At 55.6% G+C, this 14,344-nt stretch carries 9 protein-coding genes; all 9 read left to right on the top strand.

Annotated elements, in window-relative coordinates:
- The first annotated feature begins 3 nt into the window (after positions 1 to 3).
- The 9 genes from ACR0B3_RS14955 (at position 4) to ACR0B3_RS14915 (ending at position 14,029) form a co-directional block, all read left to right on the top strand.
- Positions 4 to 1,086, top strand: a complete 1,083-nt coding sequence (locus tag ACR0B3_RS14955; RefSeq protein WP_480809785.1) for an ABC transporter permease — start codon at positions 4 to 6, stop codon at positions 1,084 to 1,086.
- Positions 1,087 to 1,091: 5 nt separating this feature from the next.
- Positions 1,092 to 2,771: an ABC transporter ATP-binding protein gene (locus ACR0B3_RS14950; protein WP_480809784.1), complete on the top strand. Its 1,680-nt coding sequence runs from the start codon at positions 1,092 to 1,094 to the stop codon at positions 2,769 to 2,771.
- Positions 2,772 to 2,775: 4 nt separating this feature from the next.
- Positions 2,776 to 5,211 carry a nitrite reductase large subunit NirB gene (nirB, locus tag ACR0B3_RS14945; RefSeq protein WP_480809783.1) on the top strand — a complete coding sequence of 812 codons (2,436 nt, stop codon included), beginning with the start codon at positions 2,776 to 2,778 and terminating at the stop codon, positions 5,209 to 5,211.
- Positions 5,208 to 5,540 (top strand): nitrite reductase small subunit NirD, encoded by a 333-nt coding sequence (nirD, locus tag ACR0B3_RS14940; RefSeq protein ID WP_480809782.1) that lies wholly within the window; start codon positions 5,208 to 5,210, stop codon positions 5,538 to 5,540. The genes nirB and nirD overlap by 4 nt, the downstream gene beginning before the upstream one ends.
- Entirely contained in the window at positions 5,540 to 8,200 is a 2,661-nt protein-coding gene (locus ACR0B3_RS14935; protein WP_480809781.1) for a molybdopterin-dependent oxidoreductase, read from the top strand. The genes nirD and ACR0B3_RS14935 overlap by 1 nt, the downstream gene beginning before the upstream one ends.
- Positions 8,201 to 9,069: 869 nt before the next feature.
- The gene (locus ACR0B3_RS14930) at positions 9,070 to 10,053 is read left to right on the top strand and encodes a C4-dicarboxylate TRAP transporter substrate-binding protein (RefSeq protein ID WP_480809780.1); all 984 of its coding nucleotides are present in this window, start codon (positions 9,070 to 9,072) and stop codon (positions 10,051 to 10,053) included.
- Positions 10,054 to 10,123: 70 nt separating this feature from the next.
- Positions 10,124 to 10,585, top strand: a complete 462-nt coding sequence (locus ACR0B3_RS14925; RefSeq protein WP_480809779.1) for a TRAP transporter small permease — start codon at positions 10,124 to 10,126, stop codon at positions 10,583 to 10,585.
- A gap of 15 nt (positions 10,586 to 10,600) precedes the next feature.
- A complete protein-coding gene (locus tag ACR0B3_RS14920; RefSeq protein ID WP_480809778.1) occupies positions 10,601 to 11,884 on the top strand; it encodes a TRAP transporter large permease in 1,284 nt (427 codons plus the stop codon).
- Between the two features lie 585 nt (positions 11,885 to 12,469).
- On the top strand, positions 12,470 to 14,029 hold the full coding sequence (locus tag ACR0B3_RS14915) for an acetolactate synthase large subunit (protein WP_480809777.1): 1,560 nt from the start codon (positions 12,470 to 12,472) through the stop codon (positions 14,027 to 14,029).
- Positions 14,030 to 14,344: the final 315 nt, after the last annotated feature.

Genomic DNA, 14,344 nt, shown 5'->3' with positions numbered 1-14,344 from the left:
TAGATGACAACGGTCGATCCCGAATTCAACGCAGGCGCCGCCCGAGAGGCACGCCGCGCTCGCCTTTTCACCCGCATCAACGCAGCCGACAAGTGGTTCCAGGTTCTGGGCCTCAGCTGGGCCACCCCGGTTATGAAAGCCGCTGCCGGAGACAACCCCCGCGCCCAGATGACCGAGATCTGGCGGCTGCTGATCGTGCCGCTGTTGTCGATCTGCGCCTTCCTATTGCTCTGGGGGGGGTTGGCACCCAAGGTTCAGACCTCGTTGGGCGCGGTGCCCGGACCGGCTCAGGTTTGGGAAGAAGTGGTCAGTCTGAATGAGGACGCAAAGGCCAAAGCCGCCAAACGCGCAAAGTTCGAGGCCATGGTCGAGAAGCGCAATCAGAAATTCATTGATGCCGGACAGCCCGAGAAAGTGAAAGACGTCGCGTTCACTGGGGCGCCAACATACTACCAGCAAATCTGGACCTCGATTAAAACTGTGTTCTTCGGGTTTTTGATCGCCACTGCCATCGCGGTTCCTCTTGGCATTGCTGCCGGTCTGTCCCCAACCGCTAATGCAGCACTTAACCCGCTGATCCAGATTTTCAAACCGGTCTCGCCGCTGGCTTGGTTGCCGATCGTCACCATGATCGTTTCGGCTGTCTACGTCACCAATGACGGATGGTTCGCCAAGTCCTTCTTGATCTCGGCCATCACGGTGACCCTGTGTTCGCTGTGGCCGACGCTGATCAATACCTCTCTGGGGGTGGCGTCCATCGACAAGGACCTTGTGAATGTCTCCAAAGTCCTGAAAATGAACACCTATACCAAGATCACCAAGCTGGTGCTGCCCTCGGCGCTGCCACTGATCTTCACTGGCTTGCGCCTTAGTCTGGGTGTGGGCTGGATGGTTCTGATCGCGGCTGAAATGCTGGCGCAGAACCCCGGTCTGGGCAAATTCGTCTGGGATGAATTCCAGAACGGCTCGTCCAGCTCACTCGCCAAGATCATGGTCGCGGTTTTCACCATCGGCATCATTGGCTTCTTGCTGGACCGGGTGATGTACGCGCTGCAATCCCTCTTCACCTTTACCAACAACCGGTGAGCGCAATGAGCATCCTAAGCTTCAAAAACGCTTCAAAGTCCTTCGGCGAAGGCACCGCGCGCACGGATGTACTGAAAGGCATCGATTTGGACGTGCAAGAGGGCGAGTTTCTGGTGATCCTCGGATTCTCGGGCACAGGTAAGACGACCCTGATCAACCTGATGGCCGGGCTTGATAGTCCGACCAGCGGAGAGGTCACGTTCAAAGGCATCCCGATCAAAGGCCCCGGCCCGGAGCGCGGGGTGATCTTCCAAAACTACTCGTTGATGCCCTGGCTGACGGTCAGCGGTAACGTTGGGCTGGCGGTTGACACGGTCTTTCCCGGCCTCAACAAGGCGGAGAAGGCCGAGAAGGTTGCGCGTTACGTGCAGATGGTGGGCCTCAGCCATGCCGCAACGCGCCGTCCGGCGGAACTGTCCGGCGGGATGCGCCAGCGGGTTAACGTGGCGAGGGCGCTGTCGATGAACCCCGAAGTTCTGCTGCTGGATGAGCCTCTGTCTGCGCTCGACGCCTTGACCCGCGCCAATCTGGCGGATGAGATCGAACACATCTGGGAGGCCGACAAGAAGACCTGCGTGCTGATCACCAACGACGTGGATGAAGCAATCATTCTGGCCGACCGTATCATTGCGCTGAACCCCGACGGAACGCTTGGTCAGGAGTTCCGTGTGTCGATCCCGCGACCGCGCGACCGGGGTGCAATGAACAACGATGAAGCCTTCAAACGCCTGCGCGCCGACGTCACCAAGTACCTGATGGATGTGGGGATCGAGGCTAAGGTCGAAGGCTCGCGCCTTCTGCCCGATGTCACGCCGATCCATGGCGTACCCACAGCGGTGGCCGACGCGCAGAAGGGGATGATCCAAAACCGGTTCCTCGACTTCTCGCAACTGCACAAGGTTTATCCGACGCCTAAAGGCCCGCTGACTGTGGTCGAGGATTTTGACCTGAAGATCGATAAGGGCGAATTCATTTCACTGATCGGCCATTCCGGCTGTGGCAAATCAACAGTTCTGACCATGGCCGCCGGGTTGAACGACATCTCGAATGGCGCAATCAAGCTGGATGGCCGCCACGTCGAAGGCGCTGATCCCGAACGTGCGGTGGTGTTTCAGTCGCCCAACCTATTCCCCTGGCTCACCGCCAAAGAGAACGTCGCGATCGGGGTCGACAAGGTTTACCCCAAGGCCAGCATGTCTGAGCGGCAGGATGTTGTTGAGTACTATCTGGAACGGGTAGGTCTAGCTGATGCGATGGACAAATCCGCCTCGGACCTGTCGAACGGCATGAAACAACGCGTCGGTATCGCGCGCGCCTTTGCCCTGTCACCCAAACTGCTGCTGCTGGATGAGCCCTTCGGGATGCTCGACAGTCTGACGCGCTGGGAGCTGCAGGAAGTTCTGATGGAGGTCTGGTCCCGCACCAAGGTGACCGCGATCTGCGTGACCCATGACGTGGACGAGGCGATCCTGCTGGCCGACCGGGTGGTGATGATGACCAACGGGCCTCAAGCGACCATCGGCAAGATCACATCGGTCGACCTGCCTCGTCCCCGGACCCGCAAGGCGCTTTTGGAGCACCCGGACTATTACGCTTACCGGCAGGAAGTCCTCGATTTCCTTGAAGAATACGAACACGGCGCCAAGCCCAAGACACCCGCCCCCAAGGCGATTGCAGCGGAGTGAAACCATGAAACAAAGACTTGTTGTCATCGGCGCAGGTATGGCCTCGGGCCGGGTGTTGGAGCATCTGACCGACGCCGCCCCCGACGCGTTCGACATCACGCTGTTCAACGCTGAGCCGCGTGGGAACTACAACCGCATCATGCTCAGCCCTGTACTGTCGGGTGAAAAAACCTATGAAGAGATCGTCACCCATGACGACGCCTGGTATGCCGAGCGCGGTATCGCATGTCGTTTTGGCGAATATGTGGCCAAGATCGACCGCGAGATGAAGGTGGTCGAGGGCGAAAATGGGCATGTGCCCTACGACAAGCTGATTGTTGCGACGGGGTCAAATCCGTTCATCATCCCTCTCCCCGGTCATGATCTGGACGGTGTGATCGCTTATCGCGATCTGGAAGACACCCAGCGAATGATGGGCATGGGCCCCGCCAACAAAGTCGTCGTAATTGGCGGCGGATTACTGGGGCTGGAGGCCGCAGCGGGCATGGCCGCGCATGGGGTCGACGTGACTGTGGTGCACATCATGGGTCACCTGATGGAGCGTCAGCTGGACGAAACCGCAGGCTACCTGCTGAAGAAATCGCTGCAAGACAAAGGTATCAAGATTTGTCTGCAAGCGAACTCCAAGGAGATTCTCGGGCGCAAAGGCAAGGTCCGCGCATTGCTGCTGGAGGACGGAACCGAACTGCCCTGCGACCTGCTGGTCATGGCCGTGGGCATCCGTCCCAACACGGCTCTGGCGCAAGAGGCTGGCCTCGCAACTGGGCGCGGTATCCATGTGGATGACCAGATGCGGACCTCGGACCCGGATGTCTACGCCGTCGGCGAATGTGTTGAACATGACGGAGAGATCTTCGGCCTCGTTGCGCCGCTCTACGATCAGGCGAAGGTGGCCGCGCAGGCTCTGTTGGAGGAAGAGGCGGCGTTTGCGCAAAAGACCCTCTCGACCAAGCTGAAGGTTACCGGCTGCGATCTGTTCAGCGCGGGCGATTTTGCAGACGGGCCCGGTCGTGAAGATATCGTGTTCCGCGACCCCTCGCGCGGCGTCTACAAGCGCCTCGTGATCGAAGAAGACCGTCTGATTGGCGCCGTCATGTACGGCGATACCGCCGACGGAAGCTGGTTCTTCGGTCTGATCAAGGATGGCGCCAGCATCGAAGAAATGCGCGAGACGCTGATCTTTGGCCCGGCATATCAGGGGGGCGATACCGCGGACCCTCTCTCAGCCGTTGCAGCATTGCCGCCTGAGGCGGAGATTTGCGGCTGCAACGGCGTATGCAAGGGTGACATTGTCGAAGCGATCAACGCAGGCGCCAGCGATCTAGGTGCAGTGCGTTCCGGCACCAAGGCCAGCGCGTCCTGCGGGACGTGTACGGGGCTGGTTGAACAGGTGCTGCAGGTCACTCTGGGCGATGAGTTCCAGATGCCCACTGCGCAGCCGATCTGCGGTTGCACCGATCTGACCCATGAGGATGTGCGTCGTCTTATCAAGGGGCAGGAGTTGAAAAGCCAGGCTGCCGTCTGGCAGGAACTGGGCTGGAACACGCCCAATGGCTGCCACGTCTGCCGTCCGGCCATCAACTACTACCTGCTGGCAGATTGGCCGCTGGAGTATCAGGACGACCCGCAAAGTCGGTTCGTGAACGAACGCAAACACGCCAACATCCAGAAAGACGGCACGTTCAGCGTTGTGCCGCGCATGTGGGGTGGCATCACCACGCCTGAGGAACTGCGCGCCATCGCGGATGCGGCGGACAAGTACGATGTGCCAACCGTCAAAGTGACGGGCGGCCAGCGTATCGACCTGCTGGGCGTCAAAGGTGAGGACCTGCCTGCGATCTGGTCGGATCTGAACCAAGCCGGGCTGGTCTCGGGCCATGCCTATTCCAAGGGTCTGCGCACGGTGAAAACGTGCGTCGGCACCGATCATTGCCGGTTTGGGACACAGGACAGCACCGGGCTTGGCATAAAGCTTGAAAAAATCCTGTGGGGGTCGTGGACACCTCACAAGCTGAAACTGGCGGTGTCGGGTTGCCCGCGCAACTGCGCCGAGGCGACCTGCAAGGATATCGGCGTGGTCTGTGTGGACTCGGGCTATCAGATAAGTATAGGCGGGGCCGCAGGGATGGATGTCAAAGAGACGGAACTGCTCTGTCAGGTCCCAACCGAGCAAGACGCCATCGAGGTCGTGATGGCAGTGACCCAGGCCTATCGCGAAGGCAGCAAGTATCTGGATCGTCTGTACAAATGGCTGGGCAGGGTCGGCATGGACTGGGTCAAGGCGCAGGTCGTGGACGACCTTGAGAGCCGTGCCGCTTTGGTCGAACGGTTCGAGCTGTCGCAAAGCATCTATCGCAAGGACCCCTGGGCCGAGCATGTGCAGGAAAAAGCGCAGACCTACGCGCCGATTGCAGATTTCACCCTGGAGGCCGCAGAATGAGCTGGATCGACATCGGACATATTGATGAGGTGCCGGTGCGCGGAGCGCGTCTGGTGAAAACCAATATCGGCTGTATCGCTGTCTTCCGCACCGCCGAGGCGGAAGTATTCGCCGCGACCAACAGCTGTCCGCATAAAGGCGGCCCATTGTCCGAGGGCATCGTCCACGGCCAGTCGGTCACCTGTCCACTGCACAACTGGGTCTTTGACCTGAACACGGGCGAAGCTAAAGGCGCGGATGATGGTCGCATCACCACCTATCCGGTGCATCTTGAAGACGGTCGTATCCTACTGGACGACAGCGCGGTTTCCCGGCGGAGCGCGGCCTGATGGACGGAACTGGTCTGCCCGAAGTTCGCTCGACCTGCGCGTATTGCGGCGTTGGCTGCGGTGTGCTTCTGCGACCTGATGGGGTTGGAGGGCTGACTGTCCGGGGCGACCCGGATCATCCAGCGAACCATGGTCGTTTGTGCTCGAAAGGGTTGGCTTTGGGTGAAACCGTGGGGTTGGAACACCGGTTGCTGGCTCCTCGCGCCTTTGGTCAGGACACCAGCTGGGATAACGCGTTGCAACTGGTCGCGGACCGGTTCTCTGCCGCGATAGCTGAACACGGTCCGGACAGCGTCGCGTTTTACGTCTCGGGGCAGTTGTTGACCGAGGATTACTATGTCGCCAACAAGCTAATGAAGGGCTTTATGGGCTCGGCGAATATCGACACCAACTCTCGGCTTTGTATGGCCTCGACCGTGGCCGGACACAAACGCGCTTTTGGTACCGATACGGTGCCTGGAACCTATGAGGATCTGGATCAGGCTGACTTGGTTGTGCTGGTCGGCTCGAACCTCGCTTGGTGCCATCCCGTTCTCTATCAACGGGTTATAGCTGCGCGTCAGGCGCGCGGCGCGAAGATTGTGGTTATTGACCCGCGTCGAACAGCGAGCTGCGATCAAGCCGACCTCCAACTGACGCTTCAACCGGGCAGCGACGTCGCATTGTTCAACCGCTTGTTGGCTAGAATTCACCAAACCGGGCATGTGTCAACGGATTTTCTGGATCGCAGTGTTGGGTTCAATGAGGCGGTTGAGCTGGCACAGCTTGACGATCCTGATGAGACGGGGCTGAGTCCTGATGAGATTGAAGCTTTCTGCGATATGTGGATCGGGACCGAGCGCGTTGTGACGATCTTTAGTCAGGGTGTGAACCAGTCTTCCAGCGGAACCGACAAAGTCAACGCGATCCTGAACTGCCATTTAGCCACCGGACGGATCGGTCGTGCGGGAATGGGTCCGTTTTCAGTCACCGGTCAGCCAAACGCTATGGGTGGTCGAGAGGTGGGCGGCTTGGCCAATATGCTCGCGTGCCATTTGGATATCGAGAATAAAGCCCACAATGCAGCCGTCCGGAAATTCTGGAAGGCACCCAATATGCCACAGAAGCAGGGGCTCAAAGCGGTCGACTTGTTTCGCGCTGTCGAAAGCGACCAAATCAAAGCACTGTGGGTCATCCACACCAATCCGGCGGCCACTATGCCAGATGCAGACCGCGTGAAGGCGGCCATTGAAAGCTGTCCATTCACAGTTGTCAGCGACCTGACCGCCAGAACAGATACCGCGCGTGTCGCAGACATATTGCTGCCAGCAGCGGGTTGGGGCGAAAAAAGCGGTACAGTGACCAATTCAGACCGCACGATCAGCAGACAACGCGCCGTTTTAGCGCCTCCGGGACAAGCGCGCGCGGATTGGGATATTTTGGCCGAAGTGGGCCGCCGCATGGGCTGGGCAGAAGCATTCAGCTTTGAGACCCCAGCACAGGTTTTTCGAGAGTACGCTAAGATGACTTCGCTCGCCGTATCATTTGGCAAGGATCTGGATATTACAAGTTTTTCGGACCTTGATGACGAAGGCTATGAAGCGCTGAGCGCAACACGGTGGCCGACGACATCTCGTAAATCAGATGGCCGTTTTTTCGGCGATGGGCAGTTCTTTCATCCTGATGGTAAAGCACGTTTTGTGCCTGTTTCTCATCGTCCACCTAAAGCGACGACTTCTGAACAATTTCCGTTTCTTTTGAACACGGGGCGAAACAGGGACCAGTGGCACACCATGACAAGGTCCGGGTTGTCGCCGCGCCTGTCTGCCCATCTTGCCGAGCCTTATGTTGACGTTAACCCCAATGACGTTGATCGATTGGGCCTTAGTGCCGCAGATTTGGTTGAACTCAACAGCTCAGTTGGAAGCGGTATATTTCGGCTTCGCATCACGGGGTCTGTGGCACCAGGTCAAGTGTTTGCGCCAATTCACTGGACGGGAGAAACGGCCCCGTCAGCCTGTGTGAATATACTTGTTCCAAGCGTGACGGATCCGATTTCAGGACAGCCGGAAAGTAAGTCAACTGCAGTATCTGTACGGCGCATGCATGCCGCGTGGTACGGCTTTGCCGTTTCAGTTGCAGAAGGGTCCCCTGGCGCAGAGTATTTGGCAACTGCCAAAACAACCAACGGCTACAGGATGGAGTTGGCAGGTAAACAGATGATAGACGATTGGGAAAGCACTGCCCGAGATTGGTTTGGGCTACCGGATGCCGAGGCCACTGTAGTAGAAGATCCAAAGAGGGGCTCGTACAGAATAGCGCTAACAGACGGGCGGCGCGTATTGGCAGCGCTCTTCGTCTCGCGCCAACCTATCACACTGATGCGAGACTATTTGGCAAGCTTTCCCAAGGTGACGCCTCAGCAGATTTTGTCTGGCCGTTCCTCTGCGTCTTCAGAAGATCGCGGACCAATTGTCTGTTCCTGTTTCGAAGTCGGGCTAAAAACCATCATCCGTGTCATTCATGACCAGCATATGATCAGTGTGGACGATATCGGAGATGCCCTTCAGGCTGGAACGAATTGCGGGTCTTGCCGGCCAGAGTTGGCTGACTTGCTCACCGAGCATTCGAATTCAATCCGCAACAAACAGAAGAACTGCCGGCAAGAACAATCTGCGTAGATTTAAGATTCTTTTGAACGGTACTGCGGTCCGCTATGATTGGTTTTCAAAGCCAGCGCAGGTTCCATTCAATCTATAGAACAGATCAAATTGGGCCTTCCTAACCGGTTCGAACAACTTGGTCAGACGATGGCTTAGCCCTGTGCTCCAGACCAACACTCGCGTCCCAGTTTCGCGTTTGCGGCGAATGTCTCCTCTGACGCGCCGCACAACGGCTAAGGCGATCGAAGCCGAACGGCAGGTTAGGGCCGATTTCTGTGATCAGTTATTGGCGGGGCAGGGACGGTTTCTGCAACGGCTCCAAGGTCCGCTCTGAGCCCAAAGCGGTCAAGCGTTCTTTAGTGTCGAGCTTTTGCACTGGCTACAAAACGTATTCAAACCGGCAGGTTGAAATTAGTCAGGAGGATCGCACCAAGCCGAATTACGTCATGACCTGTGCCGACTAGAGGATCAAGAAATACGTCTATCTGTTGCTTCACGGATCGAACTTCGGCGCTGAATTGAGGGCGGTGTTAAGCAGCAATATCTGGTTTACTTAGCTATTCTTATCTCCAGGTTAGCAGCGGAATCGCTGAGCCAACTTTGCGATTTCAACCGGCCCATGCATGGCTTGTCGGGTGAAAGATAATTTCTTGCAAAACCGTACAAAATTGAATGAAAATGCTCTTGGGAGGAGATTTGCGCAAACATTGCGTGGCAATTGGGGCCGTTGGGCAGCCCTAAGTGGTATGCATAAAACGCTCGGCGCTAAAACGAACATAACACAACAACAGCGCACACCAGTGCCAGCCCGGCAAACGTCAAAATACGTTACCAAAAAAGAAGGATTGCTTGCCCTCGCGTAAGTCAAAAACAGAGAGGAAACTGAGATGATCAAACAACTTACCGCAGCGACAATTGGAGCATTGCTGACCGCGCAGACCGTCGCAGCAAACGAAATTCAAATTAACATGAGTTTGATTTTCCAGGAATCTGAGTTGCTGACTCAAGAACTGATAAAGGTAACCGACAAAATCCGAGAGCGCACAAACGGTGATGTAGACATTCAGGTTTTCCCCGGCGGCCAACTGCCGACATACAAGGACAATCTCGAGCAGGTCGTAAATGGCGCCGACTGGATCGCAGTAGAGGATCTGACATATGTGGGTGACTACGTGCCGGATTTTGGCGCTCTCGCCGGGCCGATGCTTTACGACAGCTATGACGAATACTTGGCAATGATGGATACCGATCTTGTAGCCGACTTAACGGCACAGGCCGAAGAAAAGGGTATCAAGATCATCAATGCCGACTACATGTTCGGGTTTCGGCACATGATCACCAATAAACCCATCGAAACGCCTGCAGATTTGGAGGGTATGAAGATCCGGGTGCCTGGCAGCCAGATATTTATCAGCACGCTTGACGCGATGGGCGCGTCTCCGCAGGCCATACCGTTTACCGAAACCTATTCCGGTGTGCAGCAAGGGGTAGTCGAGGGGCTCGAAGGGTCAATCCTGACAATGTACTCAACCAAGATCTACGAAGTAGCCAACGTCATGACCATGACGAAGCATTTTCTAGGGACTGTTGGAATCTACATCTCGCCTTCTGTTTGGGATAAGCTCACCCCTGAACAGCAAGCGATAGTGGAAGAAGAATTTGCTGCCGGCGCAGTGTCAAACACCGCAAACCTGATCAAACTAGATGAAGAGTATCGTGCATTGCTGGAAGAACAGGGCGTGACCTTTGCCGAAACCGATACTGCCGCATTCAGTAAACTGACAGCTGGCGTCTACAATGAGTTCCCTGAGTGGAGCGAGAACATTCGCGCTGTCATTGGTGCCGAACTGGACAAGATCCGCGGTAACTAATGCCTAAACTGACGCAGCCCGGACGCCATGTGCGCCGGGCAGCGCAACAAGAAAGACAGGCAGGAAAGTTTTGACTACCGTCTTAAAGAACCTCGAAGAGATTCTCGCTTCGATCGCCATTAGCATCACCGTGGTTTTGGTGATCGTTAACGTGGTGTTGCGCTACGGATTTGGATTTACGCTGCCCTGGGGGCAGGAGCTTTCGGTTATCTGTTTCATATGGGCGGTCTATCTGGGCATAAGCTCGTGCTACAAAAACAAATTACACATGGGCGTCGATGCAATCCTTGCGATCTTGCCAAGAAGCGCCCTGGTTCCGTTTAATGTGCTGATTTATTTGTTTTTACTCGGGCTGAATTGCCTCCTGTGCTACCTGAGCTTTCAATATACCATGCTTTCCAACAAGACCACGCCCGTGATGGGGATGCCTTATTTTTGGGTCAACATTGTTTTGGTTTTGTCTTTCGGACTGATGGCGTTTCACACCATCCGCCTAATCTTGGACGAGCTAAACAAATCTAAAGAATCTTAACAGGGTTGCTGAGGCATGGAAGACTACATTCCGATGATCTTATTGTTCGTCTTCTTCCTGATGAACATCCCAATTGCGTTTTCGTTGATTGCAGCGGCAATGGTTTACTTCCTGTTCATCAATAACTCTCTGCCGATTGCGTTGGTCATGCAGCGCTTTATTACTTCTGCGGAATCCTTCCCGCTGTTGGCAATTCCTTTTTTCATCATGGTCGGTTCTGTGATGAATTTTTCCGGAATCAGCCGCAGCCTGCTTGGATTTGCGGACTCACTTATCGGGCACAGGACGGGCGGACTTGCTCAGGTCAATGTCATTTTGAGCACAATGATGGGCGGTATTTCCGGCTCGGCGAACGCCGATGCAGCCATGCAATCGAAAATCCTCGCACCCGAAATGACGAAACGTGGTTATGATCTGCCGTTTACAGCTGCTGTCACCGCTGCGTCGTCGTGCATCAGCCCCGTGATCCCTCCGGGCATCAATCTCATAATCTTTGCATTGCTCGCAAACGTATCCGTGCACAGCATGTTCATTGCTGGCTATGTTCCGGCGCTGTTGATGGCGTTGGCGCTGATGGGAACCATTGCCGTGATTGCCAACCGTCGTGGCTACAAGCCATCGCGGTCCGAACCGGCTTCGGCCAACGAGCGACTTCGTTATTTTGCTGAAGCCATACCGGCGCTTCTCATCCCATTTGGCGTCATATTGGGAATGCGGTTTGGTTTGTTCACTCCGACCGAAGCTGGTGCAGTCGCCGTCTTCCTCTGCACCTTTATCGGTTTCTTTGTTTACAAAGAACTTAAGATTAAGGACTTCGCGCCCATTCTAAGAGAGACCGTTCAGGGCACCAGCACCGTGATGTTCATTATCATTGGTGCACTGTTGTTCGGCTACTACATGACGTTAGAGCGGATCCCCCACAATATTGCGTCTGCACTCATCGAATTGACTGATAGCAAGCTAGTGCTCTTGCTGCTCATCAACGCGTTGCTGCTCGTCGTAGGAATGTTCATCGAGGGTGGTGCCGCGATGATTATTCTGACCCCGCTTCTTTTACCAGCCGTACTCAATTTGGGCGTCAATCCCGTTCATTTTGGGGTCATCGTGATTGTGAACATCATGATAGGCGGGGTGACACCGCCTTTTGGATCAATGATGTTCACGGTATGCTCGATCCTAAAGGTCAAAATCCTGGATTTTGTTAAGGAAGTGATACCACTGCTGCTCGCGCTATTAGCGGTGCTATTGTTGCTGACATATTCAGAGGGACTCGTGTTGTTCCTGCCCAAGCTTCTGTAAACTCTCTACCGGGTTTTTGGTTATTGTCCGCGCTTTCAAATTGTCATCGTCCATGCGAGCCCATGAATACGAGTACTGCGCGACCAGAGCTCGGTCCAGCGTCTACGGTTGAATACATACATTTGGGCTGATTGCAGTCGTTTGGAGTAAAATGCGGATGGTAGCTTTGTCCGCAGACTGTGTATTCGACCGTGGTAAAATTTTGTACTTGCGGCGAATGGCCGGTCTGATGAAGCCGCAATGCAGCATCGGCGACTTCTGATGGACGGCGGCTTTGGGCCGTTGTCTGAAGATCTTTATCTCGGCGAACGTGCTAATGCTGCACCGGATCAGAGGTCTGCAACAGAGCCCGAAGCGGACGTGCTCGCGCCGTGCCCATCTCACCTCAAGTACGAATACTTTCGCTCCAAGTTCTGGCTCCGCCAAAAGGAATGGCCTGAAGTCCGGAGACTGCTCCACGTCGCGAACGGCTGTGGTACCTTTCGTGGCGAAGTGTCGTGCCGAGAGGAAAACATGTTTAGAACGAAAGCCTTTTCGTGCAAGCATTGCAATCAAATGATCGCTTGAAATCAGGCTAAGGAAAAAATGAACGGCGCTCAATCACTCGTAGAAACCCTTTTGAACAATGGTGTGGATACGGTCTTCGCAAATCCCGGCACCTCGGAAATGCACTTTGTCGCTGCCTTGGATGAGCACCCGGAGATGAATTGCTGTCTTTGCCTGTTCGAAGGCGGCACGACCGGTGCTGCAGACGGGTATTTTCGCATGAAACGAGATGTTGCGGGCACGCTCCTGCATCTTGCGCCTGGCTTTGGCAACGCCTTTGCCAATCTGCACAACGCACGGAAAGCCGGGTCCGGGCTTGTGAATGTTGTGGGAGATCACGCAACTCATCACCTTCGTTATGAAAGCCCTTTGAAAGGAGACATCCTCGGTATCAGCCAAGCGGTCAGTCATTGGACGCGTGTGTCATCCAATGCCACCGACGTGGCTACGGATGGAGCGGCTGCGGTTCAGGCGGCCCGCGCGCGCAACGGTCAGATTGCGACCCTTGTCCTGCCTGCCGACACAGCTTGGAACGAAGCGAACGCAGCGACAAACCGTTTAGACATCAGCGAAAGCCTCCATCGACCTTCAATAGGCGACATAGAGGCCGCAGCAGCCCGTCTTGTGACACCGAACGCCGCACTGATGATTGGCGGATCAGCCCTGTTTGGACCCCAGCGTGAACTGGCTGGCAAGATCGCTGCCGCGACGGGGTGCCGTTTGTTGGCTGATACTCTGATACCACGCATTTCCAAAGGCGCAGGAACAGCAAGGCTAGATCAACTAGTTTATCCGATATCGCCCAAGATCGCTCAGCTTGAGGCAACCTCTTCGGTCACTCTGCTTGGAACAGATAGGCCAGTCGCCTTTTTTGCCTATCCCGGGAAACCTAGCGTGCCCGAACCTCCGCATTGCCCCATTACGGACTTGTGCACACCCACAGATGATATCGAGTGGACGCTGCAAGCGCTCGCCGATGCGGTCGGGGTCACTAGTAAAACGGCGGCAGCAACCCATCCGCTCGACCTGCCAGACATTCCCATCGGACAGTTGACCCTCGAAAAAGTTGGTTTGGCGTTGGCCGCGCTGATCCCGGAAAACGCGATCATCTGCAATGAATCCGTGACGTCCGGGTTTCATGTCATACCACTGACAGCTACCGCCCACGCGCATGACCTACTCGCAGGCACCGGCGGTGCGATTGGGTTGTGTTTGCCTTGTGCGACGGGTGCGGCCATCGCCTGCCCGGACCGACAAGTTATTGCCCTGACTGGGGATGGGTCGGCGATGTACACGCTACAGTCTCTGTGGACTATGGCACGGGAAAATCTCGACGTGACCGTTATTGTGTTTGCAAACCGAGGCTATCAAATTCTGCGCGATGAACTCACAAATGTCGGTGTAGCGAGCTATGGTCAGAATGCTCAGGCTATGTTTGACGTGGAGAACCCGACACTGGACTGGGTATCTCTGGCGAAAGGCCACGGTGTTCCTGGGGCACGCGCAGATGACATGGACAGCTTTGCGAAGGCGCTCTCTGCCGGTCTCTCCAGCGACGGGCCATCTCTGATCGAAGTTGTGTGTCCCCCGCCAGCATGAGTATTGTGACACGGAACCTGAAGAGCAGATGAGACTTGGGGTGCAAACTGCGGATCGGTATAAATTGATTCTGTGAAAAGACTTTGCGATGGTTCAAACGGCGGTGAAATTGCCGTTTTGTCCCGCAGACTGTGAATTAGGTTTTGTCCAGATTTTGCGCTTGCCGCGAATGACTGGAAAGCGGGCTGCGACTGCAGCATCTTGATTAGTCGATCAAGGTCCGGTTTGGGCCGCCAATGCTGTGTCGAGTTTTCAGGTCATTTAGTTGCAGTCGCGAGCCGGAGTAGCGCAAAAACAAACCCTTGGTCCATAAGG

It is taken from the genome of Ruegeria sp. CE9 (assembly GCF_056537425.1).
The sequence above is the reverse complement of the archived record's forward strand: the minus strand, read 5'-3'. Positions and strand labels throughout refer to the sequence as shown.

What these genes read in the sequence shown, in the direction of transcription:
- nirB (WP_480809783.1), top strand. Translation starts at nt 2,776, where the DNA reads ATGAAACAAAGACTTGTTGTCATCGGCGCAGGTATGGCCTCGGGCCGG.
- nirD (WP_480809782.1), top strand. Translation starts at nt 5,208, where the DNA reads ATGAGCTGGATCGACATCGGACATATTGATGAGGTGCCGGTGCGCGGA.
- ACR0B3_RS14935 (WP_480809781.1), top strand. Translation starts at nt 5,540, where the DNA reads ATGGACGGAACTGGTCTGCCCGAAGTTCGCTCGACCTGCGCGTATTGC.
- ACR0B3_RS14920 (WP_480809778.1), top strand. Translation starts at nt 10,601, where the DNA reads ATGGAAGACTACATTCCGATGATCTTATTGTTCGTCTTCTTCCTGATG.
- ACR0B3_RS14930 (WP_480809780.1), top strand. Translation starts at nt 9,070, where the DNA reads ATGATCAAACAACTTACCGCAGCGACAATTGGAGCATTGCTGACCGCG.
- ACR0B3_RS14915 (WP_480809777.1), top strand. Translation starts at nt 12,470, where the DNA reads ATGAACGGCGCTCAATCACTCGTAGAAACCCTTTTGAACAATGGTGTG.
- ACR0B3_RS14955 (WP_480809785.1), top strand. Translation starts at nt 4, where the DNA reads ATGACAACGGTCGATCCCGAATTCAACGCAGGCGCCGCCCGAGAGGCA.
- ACR0B3_RS14950 (WP_480809784.1), top strand. Translation starts at nt 1,092, where the DNA reads ATGAGCATCCTAAGCTTCAAAAACGCTTCAAAGTCCTTCGGCGAAGGC.